Origin of the sequence: Lactobacillus johnsonii (assembly GCF_014058685.1) — a bacterium.
In the GTDB taxonomy this organism is placed as follows: domain Bacteria; phylum Bacillota; class Bacilli; order Lactobacillales; family Lactobacillaceae; genus Lactobacillus.
Genome location: NZ_CP059055.1, coordinates 1261757 through 1286169 on the forward strand (window position 1 = coordinate 1261757; position 24413 = coordinate 1286169).

Annotated in this window: 23 protein-coding genes and 1 other annotated feature; of the genes, 6 read left to right on the forward strand and 17 right to left on the reverse strand. The window is 34.6% G+C overall.

From position 1 onward, the window contains the following. Positions 1-22: 22 nt before the first annotated feature. The 9 genes from H0I41_RS05885 to ezrA form a co-directional block, all read right to left on the reverse strand. Entirely contained in the window at positions 23-703 is a 681-nt protein-coding gene (locus tag H0I41_RS05885; RefSeq protein ID WP_011161835.1) for an HAD family hydrolase, read from the reverse strand. Next, on the reverse strand, positions 693-1958 hold the full coding sequence (locus H0I41_RS05890; RefSeq protein WP_135014350.1) for a bifunctional folylpolyglutamate synthase/dihydrofolate synthase: 1266 nt from the start codon (positions 1956-1958) through the stop codon (positions 693-695). The genes H0I41_RS05885 and H0I41_RS05890 overlap by 11 nt, the downstream gene beginning before the upstream one ends. A 2-nt stretch (positions 1959-1960) precedes the next feature. Then, positions 1961-4600 carry a valine--tRNA ligase gene (locus tag H0I41_RS05895; RefSeq protein WP_135014349.1) on the reverse strand — a complete coding sequence of 880 codons (2640 nt, stop codon included), beginning with the start codon at positions 4598-4600 and terminating at the stop codon, positions 1961-1963. A 38-nt stretch (positions 4601-4638) separates the two neighbouring features. Continuing rightward, positions 4639-4851 (reverse strand) — a binding site (T-box leader). Positions 4852-4892: 41 nt separating this feature from the next. Beyond that, a complete protein-coding gene (locus H0I41_RS05900) occupies positions 4893-7520 on the reverse strand; it encodes a cation-translocating P-type ATPase (RefSeq protein ID WP_011161833.1) in 2628 nt (875 codons plus the stop codon). Between the two features lie 211 nt (positions 7521-7731). After that, entirely contained in the window at positions 7732-8835 is a 1104-nt protein-coding gene (locus H0I41_RS05905; protein ID WP_086874785.1) for a glycerophosphodiester phosphodiesterase, read from the reverse strand. Positions 8836-8847: 12 nt separating this feature from the next. Next, positions 8848-9549, reverse strand: a complete 702-nt coding sequence (locus H0I41_RS05910) for a pseudouridine synthase (protein WP_011161831.1) — start codon at positions 9547-9549, stop codon at positions 8848-8850. Between the two features lie 50 nt (positions 9550-9599). Beyond that, positions 9600-10817: a tRNA uracil 4-sulfurtransferase ThiI gene (gene thiI, locus H0I41_RS05915; protein WP_053106991.1), complete on the reverse strand. Its 1218-nt coding sequence runs from the start codon at positions 10815-10817 to the stop codon at positions 9600-9602. A 9-nt stretch (positions 10818-10826) separates the two neighbouring features. Continuing rightward, positions 10827-11981, reverse strand: a complete 1155-nt coding sequence (locus H0I41_RS05920; protein WP_004897595.1) for a cysteine desulfurase family protein — start codon at positions 11979-11981, stop codon at positions 10827-10829. A 90-nt stretch (positions 11982-12071) separates the two neighbouring features. Next, positions 12072-13796: a septation ring formation regulator EzrA gene (gene ezrA / locus H0I41_RS05925; protein ID WP_135014347.1), complete on the reverse strand. Its 1725-nt coding sequence runs from the start codon at positions 13794-13796 to the stop codon at positions 12072-12074. 279 nt (positions 13797-14075) lie between these two features. On the opposite strand from ezrA, the gene rpsD reads away from it, so the two are divergent. The 6 genes from rpsD to H0I41_RS05955 all read left to right on the forward strand — a co-directional run bounded on the left by rpsD (position 14076) and on the right by H0I41_RS05955 (position 19125). Further along, complete coding sequence (gene rpsD / locus H0I41_RS05930; protein WP_003647084.1) at positions 14076-14687, forward strand: 30S ribosomal protein S4; 612 nt, start codon at positions 14076-14078, stop codon at positions 14685-14687. A 116-nt stretch (positions 14688-14803) separates the two neighbouring features. Further along, entirely contained in the window at positions 14804-15268 is a 465-nt protein-coding gene (locus tag H0I41_RS05935) for a YueI family protein (protein ID WP_011161828.1), read from the forward strand. Positions 15269-15270: 2 nt separating this feature from the next. Next, positions 15271-16566 (forward strand): replication-associated recombination protein A, encoded by a 1296-nt coding sequence (locus H0I41_RS05940; protein ID WP_135014346.1) that lies wholly within the window; start codon positions 15271-15273, stop codon positions 16564-16566. 284 nt (positions 16567-16850) lie between these two features. Beyond that, entirely contained in the window at positions 16851-17135 is a 285-nt protein-coding gene (locus H0I41_RS05945; RefSeq protein WP_011161826.1) for a hypothetical protein, read from the forward strand. 60 nt (positions 17136-17195) lie between these two features. After that, a complete protein-coding gene (locus H0I41_RS05950; protein ID WP_004897600.1) occupies positions 17196-17675 on the forward strand; it encodes a universal stress protein in 480 nt (159 codons plus the stop codon). Between the two features lie 172 nt (positions 17676-17847). Next, a complete protein-coding gene (locus H0I41_RS05955) occupies positions 17848-19125 on the forward strand; it encodes an ISL3-like element ISLjo2 family transposase (RefSeq protein ID WP_182094509.1) in 1278 nt (425 codons plus the stop codon). A gap of 56 nt (positions 19126-19181) precedes the next feature. Here H0I41_RS05955 and H0I41_RS05960 read toward each other — a convergent pair whose 3' ends face one another. From H0I41_RS05960 to atpD, 8 genes are all read right to left on the reverse strand, one after another. Continuing rightward, positions 19182-20378 carry an FtsW/RodA/SpoVE family cell cycle protein gene (locus H0I41_RS05960; RefSeq protein WP_086874780.1) on the reverse strand — a complete coding sequence of 399 codons (1197 nt, stop codon included), beginning with the start codon at positions 20376-20378 and terminating at the stop codon, positions 19182-19184. 18 nt (positions 20379-20396) lie between these two features. After that, positions 20397-20624 (reverse strand): DUF2969 domain-containing protein, encoded by a 228-nt coding sequence (locus tag H0I41_RS05965; RefSeq protein WP_004894179.1) that lies wholly within the window; start codon positions 20622-20624, stop codon positions 20397-20399. A 10-nt stretch (positions 20625-20634) separates the two neighbouring features. Then, the gene (gene yidD, locus H0I41_RS05970) at positions 20635-20928 is read right to left on the reverse strand and encodes a membrane protein insertion efficiency factor YidD (RefSeq protein WP_011161824.1); all 294 of its coding nucleotides are present in this window, start codon (positions 20926-20928) and stop codon (positions 20635-20637) included. A gap of 1 nt (position 20929) precedes the next feature. Continuing rightward, complete coding sequence (locus tag H0I41_RS05975; protein ID WP_004894174.1) at positions 20930-21115, reverse strand: DNA-directed RNA polymerase subunit beta; 186 nt, start codon at positions 21113-21115, stop codon at positions 20930-20932. Positions 21116-21117: 2 nt separating this feature from the next. Beyond that, positions 21118-22107, reverse strand: coding sequence for a rod shape-determining protein (gene mreB / locus H0I41_RS05980; RefSeq protein WP_004894172.1), 990 nt, complete (start codon positions 22105-22107; stop codon positions 21118-21120). 107 nt (positions 22108-22214) lie between these two features. Further along, the gene (locus H0I41_RS05985) at positions 22215-22448 is read right to left on the reverse strand and encodes a DUF1146 family protein (protein WP_012846386.1); all 234 of its coding nucleotides are present in this window, start codon (positions 22446-22448) and stop codon (positions 22215-22217) included. A gap of 50 nt (positions 22449-22498) precedes the next feature. Continuing rightward, positions 22499-22939: a F0F1 ATP synthase subunit epsilon gene (locus H0I41_RS05990; RefSeq protein ID WP_135014425.1), complete on the reverse strand. Its 441-nt coding sequence runs from the start codon at positions 22937-22939 to the stop codon at positions 22499-22501. Positions 22940-22950: 11 nt separating this feature from the next. Beyond that, positions 22951-24393 (reverse strand): F0F1 ATP synthase subunit beta, encoded by a 1443-nt coding sequence (atpD, locus tag H0I41_RS05995; RefSeq protein ID WP_004897607.1) that lies wholly within the window; start codon positions 24391-24393, stop codon positions 22951-22953. Positions 24394-24413 lie beyond the last annotated feature (20 nt).

Sequence of the window (24413 nt, forward strand, 5' to 3'; positions counted from 1 at the left end):
TTTGATATTTATTACGAAAAAACTATTTAATTTTTTCAAGAAAAGCATAAAAATCTTTGCAGATTAATGTCGCCTTATCTTTATCTAAATTTGTTGGTTGCTTTAAATCTGGAACCATTACGCATTTTAAACCCGCAGCACTTGCTGCTGCAACACCTGTGCTTGAATCTTCAAATACTAGTAGATTCTCTTTAGGTAATTGCATTTTTTTAGCAGCCAGTAGATAAATATCTGGTGCTGGCTTAGCTTTAATATTTCCAGATTCAACATCTTTATAACTTAGATAAAAATCAAAGTAATATTTTATTTTTAAAACATCTAAATTATGGACAATTACATTCTCATAATTACTCGATGCAATTGATAATTTGATATTTTTCTCTTTAAATACCGCTAATGCTTCTCGTACTCCTGGTTGAAGTCTAAGTTTACCTTCATCAGTCCATTTCCAGACTAAGTCATCAGTTCTTTTAATAAATTTATCTCGATCGGCTTCAGTCTTGAAATGTTTATGATAAAAATCTTCCATTTCCTTAACTGAAGAACCAACTAGTTTCAGATAACTATCATCAGGAATATCTAAATTTGCTTCTTTAGCAGCTACGATATTAGCATCCCAATACAACTTTTCGGAATTAACTAATAATCCATCCATATCAAAAATTATACCTTCAATAGGATCAGCAATATCTTCAACTTTCATCTTTACCTCTTTTGCAGTAATTTAAAACTGCACCAACTAAATAAAAAGATCCTGTCACTAATAGCATATCATCTGCCTGCAATTTATTCTTCAAGCTTGTATAAGCTTCTTCAAAATTTTCTTTATATTCAAATTCTTTTTGTGCCTCTTTTGGAAAATCTTCTAATCTAGCAGCTCTAGGATAATCAATTCGGGTTAAAGTGACTTTTTCATCCTTAAATAATTTTGTGACTGGCCCCAGGTCTTTATCTTTCATCATTCCAAGTAACACATAGATTTGTCCTTTTTTCTTCTTTCGAACTAAGTTTAAAAGATTCTCCATCGCTTGTAAATTATGTGCCCCATCGACAATGATTTCAGGACTAGTTTGAATCACATCATATCTACCAGGAATACGGGTTTCATTAATTGCTTCTTCAATCTTTTTTCTATCTAAATCAAGTTGCAACAATTGAATCGCTTGAACTGCTATCCCGATATCATAAGCTTCTACCAAAGGCCGTAATGCAAAATTATAGATATTCTTTGAATCTTGATATTTAATCACATCGGGCATTATTTTTATTTGAAAATCTCTTCCTAATAAAAATGATTTTGAATTTTCACTTTGCGCCTTATTAAGTAAAATCTCTAGTACATCTTGAGGAACATTTCCTAAGACAACAGGTCTATCAGATTTTATTATGCCACTTTTTTCTTTAGCAATATCTTTTAAAGTTGGTCCTATTATTTTTTCATGATCTAATCCAATTGTTGTAATAACACTTACTTCAGGAATAATTACATTTGTCTTGTCATGCTCTCCTCCAATCCCCACTTCAATAACTGCATAGTCACAGTTTTCTTGAGCAAAAAATTGAAAGGCTAAAGCTACTTCATATTCAAATGTTACTAAAGAAAAATCAGGATCATCTTTTTTTAGTATCTCTATTGCCATCTCAATTTCATTAGCTGTTTTAATGAGATCATTATTGCTTATATTTTTACCATTTAATTGAATTCTTTCATTAAATTCATATATATAAGGAGACACAAAAAGGCCAGTCTTTTGACCGGCCTTTTGCAATAGATTACTCAAATAATAGGATGTCGACCCTTTACCATTTGTTCCGGTAACATGAATTGTCTTAACACTATCTTGAGGATTATTTAACTGTTTCAAAATCCTTCGGATATAACTCAGATCATTTTTAGGATGAAGTTTGGGTAAAGAATATATTCTCTTAATTACCTGGTCAACATTAGTAAATTTCACTTCTATTTACTTTCCTTTAATTCTTTCATTCTTTCACGAACACCAGCAAGTTGACTTTCGTAGTCAGCCTTCTTTTCTTTTTCTTTATTTATAACTGCTTCAGGAGCATGGGCTACAAATCCTTGATTTGAAAGTTTCTTTTCAGCTCTTTCAACTTCAGCTTCAAGACGTTTTTCTTCCTTTTCCATCTTAGCGAGTTCTTCATCTACATTAACTAATTCAGTTAATGGAACAAAGATTTGAGCTCCTGGAATTACGGCAGTTTTAGCAAGTTTTGGTGCTTCAATATCAGCTGCAACGGATAAAGCTTTTGGATGAAGGAAGTTTTCTACATATTCAGCATTATTATCCAAAACAGCTTTATTATTATCATCATCAATTTGAATCATGATATCAATTGGGGATGACATAGGTGCGTTAACTTCCATACGGATATTTCTAACAGCCTTGATTACTTCAATTAAGAAGGCCATCTGACTGTCAGCTTCTTTGTTTTCAAATTCCTTATGAGTTTCTGGATATTTAGCTACCATAATACTCTTGCCATCGTGAGGCATTGAAAGCCATAGCTTTTCAGTTACAAATGGCATGATTGGGTGAAGTAAACGTAAGATTTGATCAAGAATCCAGATTAAGTTTTCTTGTTTTCTAGTCTTTAATTCTTCATCATTACCGTTTAATGCAACCTTAGAAATTTCAATGTACCAATCACAGAAGTCATTCCAGATAAAGTTGTAAAGTTCACGACCAGCTTCACCAAATTGATATTCATCAAATAATCTAGTTACTTCACTAACAGTGTGATTCAAACGGTCAAAAATCCAGCTATCTGCCAAATCAAACTTAGAAGTATCTGGCATATGCGCAGGCTTAGCATCTTCTGGCAAGTTCATAATTACGAAACGGCTTGCGTTCCAAATCTTGTTGATAAAGTTCCAGGCTGCACCCATCTTCTTAGGATCATAACGAGTATCTTGACCAGGAGCTGTACCGTTAAGTAAGAACCAACGAAGAGCGTCAGCACCATATTCATCAACAACATCCATTGGGTCAACACCGTTACCCAAAGACTTACTCATCTTACGTCCTTGTGGGTCACGAATTAAACCATGCAAAACAACATCATCAAATGGACGCTTGCCAGTGAAGTGTAAACTTTGGAAGATCATTCTTGATACCCAGAAGAAGATGATGTCATAACCAGTAACTAAAGTATTAGTTGGGAAGTAACGCTTGAAGTCTTCTGAATTTTCATCAGGCCAGCCTAAAGTAGAAAATGGCCATAATGCACTTGAGAACCAAGTATCAAGTACATCTGGATCTTGCTCCCAGTTTTCACTATCTTTAGGAGCTTCAAGACCTACGTAAGTTTCACCAGTCTTCTTATTGTACCAAGCTGGAATTCTGTGGCCCCACCATAATTGACGAGAAATTACCCAGTCATGAACATCGCTCATCCATTGTTCCAGAGTATGTTCAAATCTTTCAGGAACAAAGTTTACCTTGTCATCAGTCTTTTGGTTTTCCAAAACTTTTTCAGCCAATGGCTTCATCTTAACGAACCATTGTTTAGAAAGTCTTGGTTCTACTTGAACACCAGAACGCTCTGAGTGACCAACTGAGTGAACAATTGGTTCAACCTTGATTAAGAAGCCTTCTTCTTTAAGATCCTTAACTAGTGCATCCCGTGCTTCGAAACGATCCATACCAGCATACTTGCCAGCTTCTTCGTTCATCGTTCCGTTATCGTTCATAACATTGATTCTTTCTAAGTTATGACGATTACCTACTTGGAAGTCGTTAGGATCATGAGCTGGAGTGATCTTAACAAGACCGGTACCAAATTCTGGATCAACGTGTTGGTCTTCAATAATTGGGATGTGGCGTCCAACAAGTGGTAATACTAATTCCTTACCAACAATATCTTTGTAACGTTCATCCCCTGGTGCAACAGCTACTGCAGTATCACCAAACATAGTTTCAGGACGAGTAGTTGCAATTTCAACAAATCCAGAACCATCTGCAAATGGATACTTAATGTGGTAAAATGCGCCCTTATCATCTTTGTGAATAACTTCGATATCACTAAGAGCTGTTTCCAATTTTGGATCCCAATTAATGATGTATTCACCACGGTAAATGAGTCCTTCATTATAAAGTTGAACGAAAACTTTTCTAACAGCTTTTGAAAGACCTTTATCAAGGGTAAATCTTTCACGAGAATAATCTAGTGAAAGACCCATCTTTGCCCATTGGCTCTTGATAATTGATGCATACTCATCTTTCCAGTCCCAAACTTGCTTAACAAAAGCTTCACGTCCCATTTCGTGACGATCTTTTCCTTGTGTACGAAGTTTAGCTTCAACTTTAGCTTGAGTTGCAATACCAGCATGATCCATACCAGGAAGGTATAAGGTATCATAGCCCTGCATACGCTTAAAACGAATTAATGTATCTTGAATTGCTGTATCCCATGCATGTCCCAAGTGCAACTTACCAGTTACATTTGGTGGTGGGATAACGATTGAATAAGGATGAGCTTTTTTATCGCCAGATGGCTTAAAAAGGTCTTCATCAAGCCATTCCTGGTATCTTCCTTTTTCAACTTCATTAGGATTATATTTAGGTGCTAAATCTGCCATTTAAATTCCTCCAATAAAAAAGTCCTAGACAAATATTTGTCTAGGACGAAATTTTTCCGCGGTACCACCTACGATTAGGTATAGAAGCTATACCTCTCTTATAAGCGATAACGGCGCTGAAGTGTCCGGATTAACCTACTAAAAAATTCAATTAATCAGCTAATCAAGCTACTAGTAATATTCTTTAAGTCTCTCAGCATATTGACTTTTCTCTGTAATGCGAAATTACTCCTCTTGATTCTTGCTTTGTTTATGATTATAGCATGAAAGAAAATAAGAAGAAAGCTAAGAATTAATCTCTATTTTCTCTAATCACTTTCACTATTTGAATTAAGATAGTTGGAATAATTGCCAAAATTACAATTAACCATACTTCTTGAGCAGTTAATGGTTGAACTGCAAATAGTCCATGTAATGCTGGTACAAAAAGAATTAAGGCTAAAAGTACGGTACCTAATGCAAAGGCTGCCAAACTGTACCAATTATTTTTAAATCCAATCTTAAAAATACTGTGTTGTGAACGGCAATTGAACCCATGTAGTAAACGTGCAAACGTTAAAGTTGAAAAGGCCATAGTACATGCAATTGCTGGTGTATCTCTTAAGCCAAGTAAGAAAGCAGCAATAACACTTAGTGAAATTAAAAAACCTTGAATACTAATTTGTGTAACGAATTTTTTATCTAACAAACTAGCTTTAGGATCACGTGGTTTACGTTTTAAAATATCAGGATTTCCTGGCTCCATCCCAATAGCTAAAGCTGGAAGAGAGTCAGTAACTAAGTTAATGAATAAAAGTTGAACTGCAACAAATGGAACTGGCAATGCAGCGATTGAAGCAAATAAAACAGTAATGATAGCTGATAAGTTACCCGATAATAAATATCCAATCGCATTACGGATATTTTCATAAACTGTTCTACCATTTGCAACAGCTTTAATAATTGTCGCAAAGTTGTCATCAGTCAAGATCATACTTGCAGCATCTTTTGATACTTCAGTACCAGTAATACCCATTGCAACACCAACGTCTGCCTTCTTTAATGCAGGTGCATCGTTAACTCCGTCACCTGTCATTGATACAATATGATTCTTTCTTTGCCAGGCATTAACAATTCTAATTTTGTTTTCTGGTGAAACTCGAGCATAAACTGCTACTTTTTCAATTTGTTGGTCTAATTCTTTATCACTTAATGCATCTAACTCTAAACCTGTTAATGCAAGATCACCATCAGTGAAAACACCAATCTTTTTCGCAATTGCTACTGCAGTTACTTTGTGGTCACCAGTGATCATCACAGTTCTAATCCCGGCTTCTTTAGCACGTGCAACAGCTGCAACACTTTCTTTTCTAGGTGGATCCATTTCGGAAACTAAACCAATGAAAGTTAAGTCTTTTTCACTATCAGTAGATAACTCTTCATCACTTTCCTTATAGGCAAATGCCAACACTCTTAGTCCATTTTCTGAAAAGTGATTATTTTGAGCCAAAATATCTTTTCGATCTTGTTCAGTCATTGGGCGGACATCATCACCAAAACGAATATTCACACAACGTTTAAGTAAAACATCGATTGCTCCTTTTACAAAAATTGTAGGAACAGTGTGAATTAAGTGCTTAGTACTCATTAATTTTCTATCAGAGTCAAAAGGCACTTCCTCTAAACGATCTAAATGTTCTCTTAACTCACTTTCAGATAAGCCTAATTTTCCGTCACCAAGATCAATTCCTGGAACTTTACGGTACATTTCTAATAAGGCTGATTCTGTTGGATCACCAATTTTTTTACCATCAGATAAACTTGCATCATTGTTTAAAACTACATCATATAGTAAATACCGATGCAACTGATTACTTAAGTTCAACTCTTCCGGCTTAAGAACTTTACCGCCAATATAAATGTCTTCAACAGTCATCTTATTTTGCGTTAAAGTTCCAGTTTTATCAGAACAAATTACTGAAACTGACCCTAATGATTCAACCGCAGCTAAATTTTTGATAATTGCATGTTCTTTAGCCATTTTTTGAGTTCCCATAGCCTGCACAATAGTTACAATTGAGCTTAAAGCTTCAGGAATAGCTGCTACGGCTAATGCTACTGCAAATAGTAGTGCATCTAGTAAAGGTTGACCACGCCACATTTGCAATCCTAAGATCAAGGCACAGAAAATCAAAATTGCAGTTGCAAGACGAGATGAAAATTGATCAAGTGAAACTTGTAATGGCGTTCTGCGCTCCTTAGTTTCATTCATTAAGGTAGCAATTTTACCAATTTCAGTATCCATACCAGTTGCTGTAACTAAAACATTTGCACGTCCATAAGTTACAAGAGAACTAGAATATACCATGTTTACACGATCAGCCAAAGGAACTTCTTTTTCAAAAGTCGTGTCTAATTTGTCAATATTAGTTGACTCACCTGTTAAGGAACTTTCATTTACCTGCAATGAAAAATTATCTAAAATTCTACCATCCGCAGTGACTAAATCCCCTGCTTCAAGTAAGAGTATATCGCCAGGAACAACATCTTTTGCGGCAATTTCTTGTTTCTTACCATCTCTTAAAACCTTAGCGGCAGGGGCAGATAGGGACTTCAAGGCTTCTAGCGACTTTTCCGCCTTAACATGTTGCACTGTTCCTAAAATAGCATTTAGAATCAAAACAACAATAATAACTGCTGTACTTTCTAAGTTACCAGTAAATGCAGAAATCACAGCTGCAACAATCAAAATAATAACCATTAGGTCTTTAAATTGTTCTAAAAAGACTTCTACAACACTTTTTTTCTTACCTTCTACTAAAGCATTGGGTCCTACTTGAGCTAATTTTTCTTGAGCAGCTTTACTAGTTAAACCTTGTTGTTCGTTAGCTCCAAGCTGTTTTAGAACTTCCTCTTTACTCTCACGATAATATGCTTTCACTTAAACCCTCCATCTAATAGGAAAACCAGACTTTGGTATAAAAAAAGAGACCATTGTCTGAACAAAAAAAGTTTAGCCAATAGTCTCACCATTTAAACTTACAGCGGAAAAATTAATTTCGTTTTGACGCCGTAAGTACACCCTTATGCCGGTTACTCCCTATATGTTGGTTATAAGTTTACCATGTTTTAATTAAGCTAGCAATAAAAAATTATTGACTTACCCACTGTGCACCACCCAAGTTATAGGCAGTTTTCCCGGGCATTTTCTTTACTGCAAAATAATTCCAAGCACTATCTTTACGTAATTTCTTCTCGGTTTTCTTTTCAAAAGCTGGATCGGTATAAACTTGAACATCATGTTCTAACTTGATTTTGCCAACTTGTGCTTTAGGAGCAAACTTATTGGAATTTTTTAAATTATCATAACTAATCCAAATATTAGGTTTTACATGATAAAAAAGTTGATTGTCTTTCATTTTAACTTGATCAACATAAACTTTTTTACCATTTTTCAAATACATATAACCTGAAATTGATTCACTGGGGTAAGCGGCTGCTTCATAGTATCTTTTAAAGACATTATTTTCATGTAAAATAGTGGCCAATTTAACTGGATAATCTGTCAATATTCCTGAAACATTTTCTTCTGGGCGGGAATACTTCTTCATTTGAGTTTCTGTATCAATGCCCCAGAGTAAATACTTTTTATTATGCTCACCTAAATAATCCGCAGCTTTCTTAGCATAAAAATTATTTGCATAATACTGCAGCATTGGTGATATTTTAAAATCACCAGCTAATTGAGTTAGTGGAATTTGTGGATCACTTTTATGAATTTTTAAAAGAGCTAGCTCTGAGAACGATTCTAACAACACCCGATTTTGTAAATGATATTTTTTGATTAAACTAAGTAGATTATTGATATCGTTATCACTATTATCTTTTGGTTCAATCATAAATTTTACGTTAGAACTTTGATAACGTTTAAAGACATCGACAAGACGATGAATGGACTCACCATTTTGATTTTCATATGTAATTAGGTCACGATAAGGTAAATTTGCAATGCTTTTATCGATCCCAAAAACTCTACTTAGGTTTTCATCATGGCTCACTACGAGAACATGATCAGCAGTTTGTTGTAAATCTAGTTCTAAATAGTCTACTTTTGCACATACTGCACGATCATATGCAACCCAACTATGCTCTGCAAACTTTCCTTGTTCATTATCTCCCCGGTGGGCTATATTTAAAAAACCGCAAGTAAAAGGAAAAATCAAAATAAAGAAACCAACCAAAATATATTTATTCATAATTCTCATTCTCTACTTGATATCTGTTAGAGTAATTTCTTGATATTGGCCGCGTTTTAGGTTAGCTGGTAGGACTAATTTTCCCATAGAAATTCGATCTAATTCTATTACTTTCATCCCGACTGCTCCAAACATTCGCTTAATTTGGTGATACTTTCCCTCTTGAATTTCAATCTCAATTTCTGATTGATCGGACTCTTTATCTTGCATCAAAATCTTTAATTCTGCTGGTTTTAGTTTTGTCCCATCACCTAATGTCATACCACTAGCAAAAACTTTAACTGTCTCTTCATCAGCTACTCCAGCAATTTTTGCCCGATATTTTTTAGTAACATGTTTATTAGGAGCTAGCAACTCATGGGCTAAAGCACCATCATTTGTTAACAATAATAAACCCGTTGTATCCTTATCCAGTCTACCTACTGGCGCTATATCTTTATAACGATCTTTAGGTTTAAGTAAAGAAAGAACAGTTTTTTGACTTTTATCTTCTGTTGCTGAAATAACACCTTTAGGTTTATTGAGAAGAAAATAATGGTATTGCTGATATGCCACTTTTTCTCCATCAACTGCTACTTGGTCTTCTTCTTTAACTTGCTCCTTGGGTGTCTTTACAACTTCTCCATTAACTGTCACAATCTTCTTTTTAATGAGATTATGAACTTCTTTACGTGAACCAACATTCATGTTAGCCAAATACTTATCAATTCTCATATATTTTGTCTTTCTAAAATAAAAAGCGCTAGCATTCTGCTAGCACTTTTTTATAACAAGTCTGCGTCTTCTTGAGCCTTATCATCCAAGAACTTTTGATTTGGATAAATTGGTGTAATCTCCATTCCATCAATTGCTCGCTGAATCATTCCTTCAGCATCAAGTCTATCTTCTAGCTTACGAGCTTCATCCAATTTTGGTTTAGTCTTTGGACGCGGTGGAGCAAAAATTGTACAGCAGTCTTCAAATGGTTCAATAGAAAGGTTGAATGTTCCGATTTGCTCAGCTAGCTTAATAATTTCAGTTTTATCCATTGTAGCCACTGGACGAAGAACCGGCGTTGAAGTCACATCATTAATTGCAACCATTGATTCTAGTGTTTGAGATGCCACTTGACCAACTGATTCACCGTTGAAGATTGCTAACCCACCCCGCATTGCACGAATACGATCTGCTAATTGCAACATAAAGCGGCGTTGAATGGTCATTAAGTAACCTTCTGGTAACTTTTCCTTAATTTGCTCTTGAATTTCAGTAAAAGGTACAGCAATAAAGTTAATCTTTCCAGAATAGTTAGCCAAAATTCCAGTTAACTCTTTTGCTTTAGCAAGTGCCTTTTCAGTAGTATATGGAGGACTAAAGAAGTGCACCATATCAATTTCAACTCCACGCTTCATTGCTAAGTAAGAAGCTACTGGAGAATCAATCCCACCTGATAGCATCATGACGGCCTTTCCAGCAGTTCCAACCGGCATACCACCTGCTCCATGAAGAAGTTGGTTTGAAATATAGATTGCGTCTTGACGAACTTCAATTCTTAAGACTAGGTCAGGCTTTTTCATTTGAACCTTTAAATTATCCATATTATCAAATAGGTAATCACCAATCATCATGTTTAATTGATTAGTGTCATATTCAAAATCATGGTCACTACGTCTAGTATTAACTTTAAATGTCATACCATCTTTAAAAGTTGCTTGCATCAATTCAAGGGATGCTTTTTTGATTGCATCAAGATTCTTATCAACTTTTATAGTTGGAGAATATGTTTGAATACCAAAAACAAGTTTTAAACGTTGATCAATTGTCTCAAATGGTGCACCATTTAAGACAATATGCATACGATCATGTTTAGGATGGATCTCAATTTCTGGAAAATCTTGCAAAGCTCTAGTTACATTACCAGCAAGTCTCCCAATAAAATCTTTTCGATTTTTTCCCTTAGTGGATAGTTCACCATAGCGAACCATTACTTCTGTATATTGCATAATTTCACCTTATTTCAAATGATTAATTTCAGCGAAGTGCTTATATATTTTATCAAAAACTGAAATAAATTGCTCAGCTTCTTCAATTGTATTACTTGGATCAAAACTTAGTCTAATTGCACCGGTAGCTAAATCATCATCTACCTTCATAGAATTCAAAGTGCCACTCTCTACACCACTTCTTGAAGAACATGCACTAGTGGTTGAAACATAGATATCTTCAGACTCAAGCGTATGAACTAAAGTTTCCCCGCGAATACCTTCTAATGAAAAACATAAAATACTTGGAACAAAATTATCGTTAATTGGTGAAAAAATATGAATTCCTGGTTTTCCATTTAGATAGGAAACTATTTTATTCTTAACTGCCAATTCTTGCTCAGCATTTTTCTTTTCATCAGCTAAATATAAACGCATGGCTTTAGCAGTTGCCGCAATTGCAGGTAAATTTTCAGTACTTGAACGTAAGGCCTTTTCTTGACCACCGCCATCAATTAACGGCTTAATCATTTTACCTTCTTTTTTATAAAGAATACCTACGCCACGAGGTGCATGAAATTTATGAGCTGATAGACTCATTAGGTCTACTCGATCAGTAAATACCTCATCCCAAACATCTTTTCCCAAAGCTTGAACATTATCAACATGAAAAGTAACGTTAGGATAATCTTCTAAAACTTTACTAATAGCTTTAATAGGTTGAATTGTACCAATCTCATTATTAACGCCCATAATTGAAACCAAAATTGTTTCTTTATCTAATGCTTCTTTTAAATCTTCAGGATTTACTTGTCCACTCTTATCAACTGGTAAAACAGTTATACGAAATCCCAAATTTTCTAAAGCACGTACTGAATTTGAAACTGCTGCATGTTCAACACTTGATGTAATAATATGGTTACCAAATTCTTTTTTAGCTAAAGCAGTACCTTTGATTGCCCAATTATCAGATTCACTTCCACTAGATGTGAAAAATATCTCATATGGCTTAACATTCAATAAATTAGCAATTTGTTTTCTAGAAGCTTCTAAAAGTTGATGAGATCGATCTCCCATTTTATGCAAACTTGAAGGATTTCCCCAGATATCCTTTGTTACTTTATCATATGTCTCTAAAGCTGCAGGATAGACAGCTGTTGTAGCACTATTATCAAAATAGATCAATTTTCTTTCTCCCCTAAAAAACGACCATAGAAGATGGTCGTTTGATAATCATATAAAATCTTAACTTAAAAATACTATTGCTTCAATCTTTTACTCTTCTTCGTCTGCTTCTTGCTCGCTATAGTATTCTTTTTCAATTCTTTGATAGCTTCCTGGCTCTACCTTTTCTAGCGCTGTCGCAATTACGTCCAACGCTTCTTTATACTCATATTTATTCTGATATAAATCATAAGCTTCTTTACGTGCGCGTTTAATTTCAGGATTTGAAAGATATTTATTTGAATATTGCATAGTCAATTCAACTAAATCAGCAGAATTTAAAATCTCATCTGCTTCTTTCTTTAAACGTTCAATATCTTCTTGAATCTGAATCAGTTCACTAGATATTTTTTCCATATTTATTCTAACTTGATTCAATTCATTATCTGTATGCTTAACTTCATTTAATACTAAAGTATACATCTGAATAAAACTTTCAGGCTTTCCGGGTAACTGACGCCGTTCAACTTTTCGATAAACTAAAGAAATTTCTTGCTTAAAATGGACTATAGAATCATTAGCAATTTTTTCTGCATCAAATAGCCCATCTATATCATTTGAGAGTTTTTTCTCAGTCTTTTCAATTTCTTTCAAATTATCTAACATAGTTAGCCATTTATTCTCAATTTGAGAGTAAACACCGTTACCATCAGCTAACTTTTGACAGTCAACATCAAAGTCAGAATTCATTCGGCTAACTTGACTTTTTAGTTGTCTAGCTTCAGCTAGCTCTCCATGTGTCAATTCATAACTTTGATCCACATGCTCTAACTTAGCTACAAGTTGATTAGATGCATTTCCAACATGGGAAAGAATTTGAACAATTTTATCTTGATTTTTATCAACAAATGGCCGAGCTTTAAATTCTTTTGTAAGAATGTCATATAAGCTATCAATTCGTGTACTTATTTCTTTATTATTCTTTTCAACCTTTTTAAGCTCTAATTTGGTAAGACTCTTTTTAGTACTATCAACTAGTTCTCTTAAGCTCTTGATTTCTTCTAGTACATCCACTTCAGTAATTTTGTACTTGTCTTTTATCATTTGACGGTAAGTATTGCTGAGTTCGTTAAGTTGATCGGGAAAAACATTTTTTAACTCTTGATCAAAGTTCTCTACCTTAGGAAGATCAGTCTTTAAAGTAGTAAGATTTGTATCGATTTTAACTAATACTTTCTTTGCTTCTTCATGATCTCCTTCACCAGATAAATTCTTTACAGTTTGAAAATCACTTTCTAAGGTTGCTAGATCTTCTTCAATCTGATCAATTGCATTCCCATAATTAAAAGATTGGGATAATATTTTTTTACGTAGTTGTTGGTAGTCTTTTGATAAAGCAGCATAGTGCTTTTGATTATCTCGATTTGCTTCGAGTAAATTAGTAAATACTTGCTTACTGTGTTCTACATTATCTTGATTAGTCTGTAATAATTCTGTTGCTTCTTTAATTAATTGGCGAGTTTTTATTAAATTAAATTTTGCATTAAGCCCAGCCGCTTGTTCAAGAAGATGCTTTAATTCTCCAACGTCCTTAGTATCAACCTTCTGGTATACTTTCTGCCATCTTTTAAAAGTTTCCAAACTTTTTCCGGCTAATTCCATTTTCTCTAAACGTTTAATATCTTCTTCAACGCTAATATCTTTCAATTCATCAGTTAGCGCATCTAATCCCGCAATCTGATGATTAAAATACTTATTAAGAATAACAACTGTAGCAATAACAGCAATTATAGCAATCAATATTACAATAATAAGAATAGATAACCCTGATGACATAATACCCTCCATATTTCATATTAATTATACCAGACTTCATCTTAATACCAGCTAGAAAATCTCTACTTTTACTTGCTTTAAAACATATTTCTTACTATAATAGTCTTCGTGTAAAATATTTGCAGCAATAAGTGACAAGAACGTCAACATCTTGAGGCGTTTAGTGAACGAGTAACCCGCGCTGCACTGGGCGAAACATGCAACTTGAGATGCACGAATGTTGAACTTATTTCTCATATTTTACTCCAAAAAATTATTATTTTTTATGGAGGATTTTTTATGTCAAGATATACTGGTCCAAGTTGGAAACGTTCAAGACGCTTAGGTATCTCACTTTCAGGTACTGGTAAGGAAATTAGCCGTCGTAACTACGCACCTGGTGATCATGGTCCTAACAACCGTGCAAAGGTTTCTGAATATGGTCAACAATTAAAAGAAAAGCAAAAGTTACGTTGGATGTTTGGTTTAAATGAACGTCAATTCCAAAACTTATTCATCCGTGCCGGCAAGATTCGTGAAGGTAAGCACGGTGTTAACTTTATGGCTTTACTTGAAAGACGTTTAGACAACATCGTTTACCGCTTAGGTTTAGCTTCAACTAGAGAACAAGCTAGACAACTTGTTAACCACGGTCACATCTTAGTAGATGGCAAGCGTGTTGACATTCCTTCATACGAAGTTAAAGTTGGTCAAGAAATCAGCTTAAGAGATAAGTCAAAGAACTTGCAACAAGTTAAGGACGCTTTAGATGCAGTTGTATCACGTCCACCATTTGTTTCATTTGACGACAGCAAGATGACTGGTACTTTAGTTCGTCTTCCAGAACGTGACGAAATGGAACCAGAAGTTGATGAAGCTCTTATCGTTGAATGGTACAACAAGAAGCTTTAATACTTACTGCTTCATTACAAAAAGTCTTTCCTCTTTTGGAAAGACTTTTTTGTTTTCTTCTTTTCCACTTGCTACACTAAGAATGTAATATTTTATTATAAAAAGGAAAAAGAAATATGACTGAAGATTTAAATACACGTCTTGAACATGCTGCTAAAGGCATTACTCCTCAAACTTGTCCCGATGAACGGAGAAGATATTTAGGTTCTTTACGTGAACGAGTTCTAGTAAGAATGACTGTAAAAGAAACCGATAACCCGGCCTTAGATACTTTGTTTTTAGACCATTTAAATGACTTTAAAAATTATACTATCTTAATCAATGGTAAAATGCCTCAAAATAAATTTATTAGTAAATTAATGAGTTTGTGTTCACAAAAAGATATTAAGTTCACTTTAATAAATGACGAAACTGCAAAAAACGAACCAGACTCCACTGGCGTTTTAGTAGTTTCAAAAACTGCTATTAATCATTATCGAATTGACATCAATCAAGTATATGCTCCAGAAGTGCCACATGAACAACTATCAAAACCAAAAAAAGAAAATTTCTGGGACAAATTATTTAGAAAAAAGGACTAATTATGCAACCTCTTGCTTATCGTATGCGCCCCAAAAACTTAGATGAAGTTGTTGGTCAAGAACATTTAGTAGGAAATAAGAAAATAATTAGACGAATGGTCGAAGCTAAACTTCTATCCTCAATGATTCTTTATGGACCTCCTGGTATCGGAAAAACTAGCATTGCCAGCGCAATCGCAGGTTCCACTAAATATGCATTTAGGAAACTTAATGCAGCAACTGACACAAAAAAAGATCTTCAAATCGTTGCTGAAGAAGGAAAAATGAGTGGAACTGTCATCTTACTTTTAGATGAAATACATCGTTTAGACAAAACAAAGCAAGACTTTCTATTACCTCTTTTAGAATCAGGGAATATTATTTTAATCGGTGCTACGACAGAAAATCCCTATATTTCCATCTCTCCCGCTATTCGATCCAGATGTCAGATTTTTGAATTACATCGTCTTAAAGAAATGGATATTTCGCACGCGATTGATCGTGCTCTTAAAGATTCCGAAACAGGATTAGGTAAATACAATGTAGAGTTAACAAAAGATGCGCGTAATCTCCTCATTGAAAAAGGAAATGGCGATTTAAGAGCAACCCTTAATGCATTAGAATTAGCAGTTCTATCAACAAAAGAAGAAAAACAGGAGAACGCTGATAATAAACTAGTAATTGATAAAGCTGAAATGCAAGATTCCATCCAATTTAAATCTCAAAATTATGATGCAAATGGTGATGGCCACTACGATTTATTATCTGCCTTTCAAAAATCAATTCGGGGTTCTGACACAGATGCAGCACTTTATTATCTAGGGAATCTCTGCGAATCTGGCGATTTAGTAGCAATCTGTAGACGATTATTGGTAATTGCCTATGAAGATATTGGACTCGCTAATCCCCCAGCCTGCAGTCGTGCAGTTAATGCAGTACAAGCCGCTCAAATAGTAGGTCTACCAGAAGCGCGAATTATTTTGTCAAATTCTGTCATTGAACTCTGCTTATCGCCCAAAAGTAATAGTGCAATTACTGCAATTGATGCCGCAATAGGTGACATTCGAAATAAGCAGAATGATCCTATCCCTGATAGTCTAAAGGACGCACACTACAAGGGAGCGGCTACCTTAAATCATGGTGTTTCTTATCTTTATCCCCATAACTTTCAAGGTGATTGGATTGCCCAGCAATACTTACCTAACAACCTAAAAAATGTCTCCTACTTTAATCCGAAGGGTAATTCTAAAGTTGAAGATGCATTAAAAAGACAATATCTGCGCCTAAAAAAAATGCAAAAAGACGGGCTGCAAAAGTAAATCCAATTTATTGACATTAATCATATCTTTGCTAGAATAGATAGTGATCTGAGTTGATCAACCTAATTACAAAGTTGACCGATCAAACTAAAGACGTTGGAATTTATGAATAACATCTGAATCGGAATACTAGCTTGTCCTAGGATCCATATTCACTGCGACATAGATTCAAATTTTGAACACTGCGGGTTCAACAAGCGTCATTATGTTGCAGTCAACTCAGATTTTATTGAAATTCAAGGAAGCGGCGTAAGCCGCTTTTTTTATTAAGTGAGGTTTAATAAGTGGTATTAAAAGTTCTAATGCTAATTTTTATTTTATTAGTGTTTATTACAGCTTGGTATTTAATTAGAAGTAAAAATAAAGGACAATTCATTATTTTCACTTTTATCGGAAATAAGAAAATTAATATGCTGTTCTCAATTACTAGTTTAGTGTTAATTTTAACTGGTTTTATTGGGATTATTATTTTATTTACCTTACCTAAAATATTTAATTTCATTACCTTAATTATTGCTGCAATGGCGCTTTCCATCTTTTCATTTACTTTCATGAATTTAAATGAATAGTTTTATTATTATTCTATTTAAATCAAATTTTGGTAAAATATTGATGGAGAGGTGATCAACATGTTAAAACAATACCAACATATCCAAGTTGCCGTAGATGGTTCAAAAGAAGCTGACGTTGCATTTAGCAAAGCTGTTGAAGTAGCTAAAAGAAACGGTGCTACTCTTGAAATTTTACACGTAGTAGATACTCGTGCATTTCAAGATGTTTCTAGCTTTGATTCAGCAATGGTTGAACAAGTATCTGAAGAGGCAAAAACCAAAATTGAAGAATATTATAACCGGGCTAAAGATGCTGGAGTTAAAGATGTTCACTATTCAATTGAATTTGGTTCTCCAAAGAATATCATTGCTCATGAGTTTCCAGAAGAACACAATATCGATTTAATAATTTTAGGTGCTACGGGTTTAAACGCCGTAGAAAGATTACTAATTGGTAGTATTACGGAGTATGTTACCCGTACTGCAGCTTGTGATGTTCTTGTAATTCGTCAACCAGCTGCACAAAACGAAGATATTAAGAAAAATAGAAAAAATTAAGAGCAAAAAAATACCTCATCAAAAATGATGAGGTATTTTTTTAGGCTGTATAATTTTTCCTGTTGATGAATATCTATGATATTCTTTTTTTACGTAAAAAAAGAGGCCATAGTCCTCTCTTACTTAAAATCCTTCTTCGACCAATTCAATTAAGTGTATGGAGATTTAAACTATGTCCTCTTTAAATGATTATATTAAATTTACTCTTGATATTGAAGATAAAAACATTATTTTTTCTGATTATTCAAATGAAAATATTAACAGTAAGATTTACAAAATATATTTAGCTGAGCTGATCCAGCCTACTTGTCCTTATTGTCGTTCTACTAATCTTAAGCATAACGGTCATTACGTCTCTAACGTTCGTTTCATTACTGCTGATGCTAGTAAGCCCGTTACTATCAGATTAAGAAAACAACGTGTTCTCTGCAATTACTGTTTAAAAAGATCTATGGCTCAATCTAATCTGGTTAATAAAGGCTGCTATATCTCTAACACTTCTAAGCGAAAAATACTTTCTGCTCTTACTGAAGATCGTTCAATGACCAGCATTGCTAGAGAACATAATGTATCTGTCAACACGGTTCAAAGAGTATTAGAAGTCTGCTCTTCTAAGTTCTATGATGCCTTTGATCATCTCCCTGAACACTTAGCTTTTGATGAATTTAAGGGCGTAGGCAAAAAGCTTCACTTTATTTGTCTAGATGGTGATACTCACAAAGTTGTTCAAATTCTTAGAACTCGTTTCAAACCTGATATTCTACGCTATTTTTACAAGTTCACTCCTAAAGCTCGTGCAATGGTTAAAACAGTAACTATGGATCTTAATTGTTATTATCCTTTAGTTGCTAGAGAATTATTTCCAAATGCTCAGATAGTTATTGACCGTTTTCATATGGTTCAAATGCTTACTAGATCGTTTAATATTTTCAGAGTTCAAATCATGAAGCAATTTAATAAAAGAAGCCGTGAATATAAGCTTTTAAAGTCCCCTTGGAAGCTTTATCTCATGAAATATGACAAACTTAATAAGACTACTCCTTATTACGACTGGCATTTTAAGGACTGTCTAACACAGGAACATGTTGTCTTAGATGGTTTAGATTGTGACCAAACCTTAGAAAATACTTATTGGGTTATGCAGGACTTTATGACTGCTATTCAGGATAACGATGAAAAGAAAGTTATCCATCTACTTCATTCAAAACAAAATGTTGGTAAACAAATGCATCAAACTCTATTAACTTTTAAACGTAATTATTCTGGTGTCCTAAACGGTATTACCTCAACTTATTCTAATGGTTGTCTTGAAGGAGTTAACCGTAAGATTAAACAAATTGAACGTACTGCTTATGGCTATAGAAATTTCAAACATTTATTAATTAGAATTAGACTCGAAGAAAATATTATAAAAGAAAAGGAATCAAACAGCTATTTCTTAGCTGCTTAATTCCTTCTTAAAATTATCCATCAACAGGATTTGCAAAAGAGCCTTTTTTTATACTTTTAAAAGTCTCCAGCGGTACTAAAAATATAATCTTTATGGTGCCACTTCATCGATAGAATCAAGCCAATTCCAATCATATTTCCTAATAAGGCTGATCCCCCTTGAGATACAAATGGTAGCGGGATACCAGTCAATGGTAAAAGATCAATTCCCATTCCGATATTTTCAAAAACGTGGAATAAAATCATCATGATAATTCCTGTAGAAATATAAGAGTAAAATGCATTTTTTGTTTCAAAAGTAATTTTGACCATTTGAAAAATTAAATAGAAATAAATCAAAATCAAAGCACAACATCCTACAAAACCTAATGATTCTCCAATAACTGAGAAAACCATATCGGAAGTTCTAACAGGAACATAAACACTAATTTTACCAAAACCATGTCCCCAGATTTGACCTGATCCAACCGCCTTCATACTTTGCCACAATTGATAAGCACCTGACGAAGTATCTTGAGATGGATTCAACCAAGAGTTAATTCTTTGAAACTGGTAGGCCCTAAAGTTAAATGCACTTCCTAAAAATGCTTGTCCACCGGGGGTAGTAACCAGTAAGATTGCTGCTGCACCAATAATAAACACAACACCATATACTGGGATGATAATTTTCCAAGTAATTCCTGAAACTAAAATTACCCCACCAACAATTGCAAAGAACACAAGCATGGTACCGAAGTCATTTTGTAGCTTTAACAAAACTGCAACTGGAATTAACCATGCAAATATTTTACCAATCAAAAGCCAATCTGTTTTAAAAGTATGGGCATACTGTTCATTATGCCGCTCTACTACTCTCGCTAACATTAAGATAAAGGCAGGTTTCATAATTTCAGAGGGTTGAAAAGTTAATGGTCCTAATTTAAACCAACTCTTCGCACCGGTATCGGCAAATACTTGCCGGTTATACAAGAATAAAACTGCAATTAATAAAATTATTCCAATCCCATAAGCAATTGGAGCAATTTTAAAAAGTTGTTCTGCATCAAATTGCATTACGAAAATCACCAGTGCAATTGATACCAGATACCAAACTGCTTGAGTAATAACTGCTTTTACTGGACTACCCATTTTAGGATCATTCACAGTTGCGACCCAAATACCGTATAGACTGATGACGGCTAATAAAAAGACTGGAATTACTACACCCCATGCGATGCGATCATACCAATCTGCTTTATTTTCAACTTTTGTCATTGTATATCCCTACTTTGTTTATTTCTCATGCAAAGTAAAGTATGAAAGTAATTCATTAATAGCACTTTCTAAAGTCTTGGAATAGAGACTGTGATTTGTTTTGGAAGATACTACATGGTAGCGTTCTTCTTCTTGTTCAATAATTCCAATAGAACGTTTGCCAGGAATAACAACTTCCCAGGTAGGTGCTGAAGTGCCTTTTCTTTCATTAACTTCAATATCAATACTTTCCAATTTTCTAGACATATATATTCTCCTACTTTTTATTCGAATGAAATGCCTGCGCAATAATTTCATCTTCATATCGTTCAGGATGAGGATTACGACGCAGGGTAAAATAATCCGGTACTGGATCTACTCCTCCCTTAATAAAAGGATTACAGCGTAATATCCGCGCTAGTCCCATTATTAAGCCTAAAATTGCTCCATGCTTTTTTAAAGCATCAATCATATAGCTTGAACAAGTAGGATAATACCTACATGTTGGTGGCAAAATTGGAGAAATAAATTTCTTATAAACATTTACCAACCCAATTAACAATTTATTCATTTTAACTTAAAAACTCAAAAAAATGAATCCATGTTGTAGGAAAGAAAATTGCAAAAGGATTGCCACTTGCAACACCACATCCAATAAAGGCTCCAAGGAGCATGGTTGCAAACAAGTATAAAATAATCTTTCCCAATTTTTTTAAATGTTTATTTACTAATGAAAAATTAAAACTTGCTCTCTTCATAATTAGTGTCTCTGATGATTTTCAATATTTTTAAGCAACACACCTGTTCCATTTGCAACAGCTTCTAATGGTTCATCAGCCTTTAAAACTGGAACTTGGAGATAATAAGTAATTAATTTATCAATATTCTTTAGTAAGGCTCCACCACCTGTTAACATAATACCACGATCGATAATGTCAGCAGACAATTCAGGTGGAGTTTGCTCCAAAACTTCTTTAGTTGCAGCCACAATTGACATTAAACCATCTTCAAGAGCCTTTTGAACTTCTAGCTCGTTAATTGTAACTTGCTTTGGCAATCCGTCAACCATATCACGACCACGAACAGTCATCGTCTTAGTTGGATCCGCTTCAAAAGCGGTCCCAAGTTGAATCTTAATTTGCTCAGCAGTGTGTTGTCCTACTAAAAGATTCTTACTACGTTTAATATAGCTGGCAATGGCCTGATTCATTTTATCCCCGGCCCAACGAAGTGAGCGGGAAGTTACGATTTCTCCCATTGACAAGACAGCAATATCAGTAGTACCACCACCAATATCAATAACCATATTTCCTTGTGGTCTAAAAATATCTAGCCCTGCTCCCACAGCTGCTACTTTAGGTTCAAAGTCTAGATATACTCGGCCTCCACCTGATTTCTCAGCAGCTTGAATAATAGCTTTTTGCTCAATTGAAGTAACTCCAGTAGGAGCACAGATTAGAATATTAGGTTTAGACATAAAACCTTTTACGTTTAATTTTTCAATAAAGTAGCTAAGCATTTCTTCTGTAATATCAAAATCTGCAATTACACCATTTTTCAATGGTCTAATTACTCTAATATTACCTGGTGTACGCCCTACCATTTTATATGCCTCAGTACCGACTGCGACAACTTTATCTTTATCAGTATCTACAGCAACAACAGAAGGTTCATTTAAAACGATACCTTTACCAGATACATTTATTAGAACATTTGCAGTTCCTAAATCAATTCCTATATCTCTTGCCACGCTAGTGCCTCCAGTATTTAATCATTAAAAATTGTAACATAAATACCGCTTTACTTTAAGGACAAGTGTAAAGAAGTGCTTTTCAAAAGCATTTCTTATAAAAATCATTAAAAAAGCATTTTTAAAGCTAAGGATTGATCCACTAATGCCAAAATAAATTGTCCAACTATAAACCCTAAGGCAATCGACACAAATAGTAAAAATACTTGAATTTCAAATGTGTGTCCCTTTTTAAATAACTGGTCCACTCTCAGACCTCTCACTGCTCTGAACGAAAATGCAATCGTCACTAAATATGTGATTAGACTAACAATTGCATGAACTCCTACTTGTTTCATCATATAATTTTCTCCATAAAAAAAGACGAACTCATCGTTCGTCTTTCTCATTTCTATTTACCGTAATTTTCACGTACATGTAATCTATTAACCGCACGACGTAAAGCAATTTCAGCTTCTAGCATTTCTCTTTCGTTGTGCTTCTCTTTAGCTTCTTGCATATGTTGTTCAGCACGCTTCTTAGCTGATTGTGCACGTTTAACATCAATATTGCGAGCCCGTTCAGCACTGTCAGCAATAATGGTTGCTTCATTATTTGAAAATTCAATATAGCCCCCATTAACAGCAATATGGTCAATACGATCATTCATTTCATGCGTTCTTTTTACCCGAACTTCACCAATAGATAAAGGAGTAACAATTGGAAGGTGATCATACATAATTGCACGATCTCCATCAATTGCGCGCATTGCTACCATCGTAGCATTATGCGAATAGACAATACCATCAGGTGTTACAACGCTAACTTTTATAATTTTTTCTGGATCTGCCATAACGCATCACCCTACTTTGCTTCTAGCATTGCTTTTGCTTCAGGATTTTTAGGAGTAACTCCCATCTTTTCAGCTTGCTTAATAACATCCTCAATTGGACCAACGTTACGGAAAGCATCTTCTGGAAGATCATCTAATTTACCATCAATGATCATCTTGAAGCCTTTAATTGTTTCCTTGATTGGTACATATGAACCTGGAATACCAGTAAATTGTTCAGCAACAAAGAAGTTTTGTGAAAGGAAGAATTGAATCTTTCTTGCGCGTTCAACAATTAACTTCTCATCATCTGATAATTCATCCATACCTAAAACAGAAATAATATCTTGCAATTCTTGGTAACGTTGCAAAATATGTTGAACCTTAACAGCTACTTCATAGTGTTCTTCACCAACAATTTCTGGATCTAAGGCACTAGAAGTTGATTCAAGTGGATCAACAGCTGGGTAAATACCTTGTTCAACCAAACGACGTTCTAGGTTAGTAGTAGCATCTAGGTGAGCGAATGTAGTTGCAGGAGCCGGGTCAGTATAGTCATCAGCTGGCACATAAACGGCTTGAATTGAAGTAATAGATCCCTTCTTAGTAGAAGTAATCCGTTCTTGCAATTGACCCATTTCAGTTGCCAAAGTTGGTTGGTAACCAACGGCACTTGGCATACGACCAAGTAAAGCAGAAACTTCAGAACCTGCCTGAGTGAAACGGAAAATATTATCAATAAATAATAATACGTCCAAACCTTCAACATCACGGAAGTATTCCGCAATAGTCAAACCAGTTAATGCAACACGCATTCTGGCACCAGGTGGCTCATTCATCTGACCAAAGACCATAGCAGTTTTAGATAAAACGCCAGATGCCTTCATTTCAAAGTAAAGGTCGTTACCTTCACGTGTTCTTTCCCCAACACCAGTAAATACAGAAATACCACCGTGTTCTTGGGCAATATTATGAATCAATTCCTGAATAATAGTTGTCTTACCAACACCGGCACCACCGAATAGACCAACCTTACCACCACGAACATATGGTTCAAGTAAGTCAATAACTTTAATACCAGTTTCTAGAATTTCTTCACTTGTGCTTAGTTCATCGTACTTAGGTGCTTCTTTATGAATACCTTCACGTTTTACATCTTTACCTAGAGCAGGACCACCATCAATTGGATCACCTAATACGTTAAAGACACGTCCTAAAGTGTCTTTACCAACAGGAACAGAAATTGGAGCACCTGTGTCTTCAACTTCCATACCACGTCTTAAACCGTCGGTAGATTCCATTGAGATAGTTCTTAAAACACCGTCACCAAGTTCTAGTGTAACTTCAAGAACAAGAGTATCACCATTGTTGTTTGTGACACGTAAGGCGTTATTAATATCAGGCAAATCTTTATCTAGTGGGAATTCCACGTCAACGACAGGTCCAATAACTTGGACAATTTCGCCTTTACTCAAAACATCTACCTCCTTTTCTA

Excerpts from the sequence above, each read along its gene's own strand:
- H0I41_RS05885 (WP_011161835.1), bottom strand. The coding sequence starts at position 703 with ATGAAAGTTGAAGATATTGCTGATCCTATTGAAGGTATAATTTTTGAT.
- H0I41_RS05895 (WP_135014349.1), bottom strand. The coding sequence starts at position 4,600 with ATGGCAGATTTAGCACCTAAATATAATCCTAATGAAGTTGAAAAAGGA.
- H0I41_RS05905 (WP_086874785.1), bottom strand. The coding sequence starts at position 8,835 with ATGAATAAATATATTTTGGTTGGTTTCTTTATTTTGATTTTTCCTTTT.
- H0I41_RS05910 (WP_011161831.1), bottom strand. The coding sequence starts at position 9,549 with ATGAGAATTGATAAGTATTTGGCTAACATGAATGTTGGTTCACGTAAA.
- thiI (WP_053106991.1), bottom strand. The coding sequence starts at position 10,817 with ATGCAATATACAGAAGTAATGGTTCGCTATGGTGAACTATCCACTAAG.
- ezrA (WP_135014347.1), bottom strand. The coding sequence starts at position 13,796 with ATGTCATCAGGGTTATCTATTCTTATTATTGTAATATTGATTGCTATA.
- rpsD (WP_003647084.1), top strand. The coding sequence starts at position 14,076 with ATGTCAAGATATACTGGTCCAAGTTGGAAACGTTCAAGACGCTTAGGT.
- H0I41_RS05935 (WP_011161828.1), top strand. The coding sequence starts at position 14,804 with ATGACTGAAGATTTAAATACACGTCTTGAACATGCTGCTAAAGGCATT.
- H0I41_RS05940 (WP_135014346.1), top strand. The coding sequence starts at position 15,271 with ATGCAACCTCTTGCTTATCGTATGCGCCCCAAAAACTTAGATGAAGTT.
- H0I41_RS05950 (WP_004897600.1), top strand. The coding sequence starts at position 17,196 with ATGTTAAAACAATACCAACATATCCAAGTTGCCGTAGATGGTTCAAAA.
- H0I41_RS05955 (WP_182094509.1), top strand. The coding sequence starts at position 17,848 with ATGTCCTCTTTAAATGATTATATTAAATTTACTCTTGATATTGAAGAT.
- H0I41_RS05960 (WP_086874780.1), bottom strand. The coding sequence starts at position 20,378 with ATGACAAAAGTTGAAAATAAAGCAGATTGGTATGATCGCATCGCATGG.
- H0I41_RS05965 (WP_004894179.1), bottom strand. The coding sequence starts at position 20,624 with ATGTCTAGAAAATTGGAAAGTATTGATATTGAAGTTAATGAAAGAAAA.
- yidD (WP_011161824.1), bottom strand. The coding sequence starts at position 20,928 with ATGAATAAATTGTTAATTGGGTTGGTAAATGTTTATAAGAAATTTATT.
- H0I41_RS05975 (WP_004894174.1), bottom strand. The coding sequence starts at position 21,115 with ATGAAGAGAGCAAGTTTTAATTTTTCATTAGTAAATAAACATTTAAAA.
- H0I41_RS05985 (WP_012846386.1), bottom strand. The coding sequence starts at position 22,448 with ATGATGAAACAAGTAGGAGTTCATGCAATTGTTAGTCTAATCACATAT.
- H0I41_RS05990 (WP_135014425.1), bottom strand. The coding sequence starts at position 22,939 with ATGGCAGATCCAGAAAAAATTATAAAAGTTAGCGTTGTAACACCTGAT.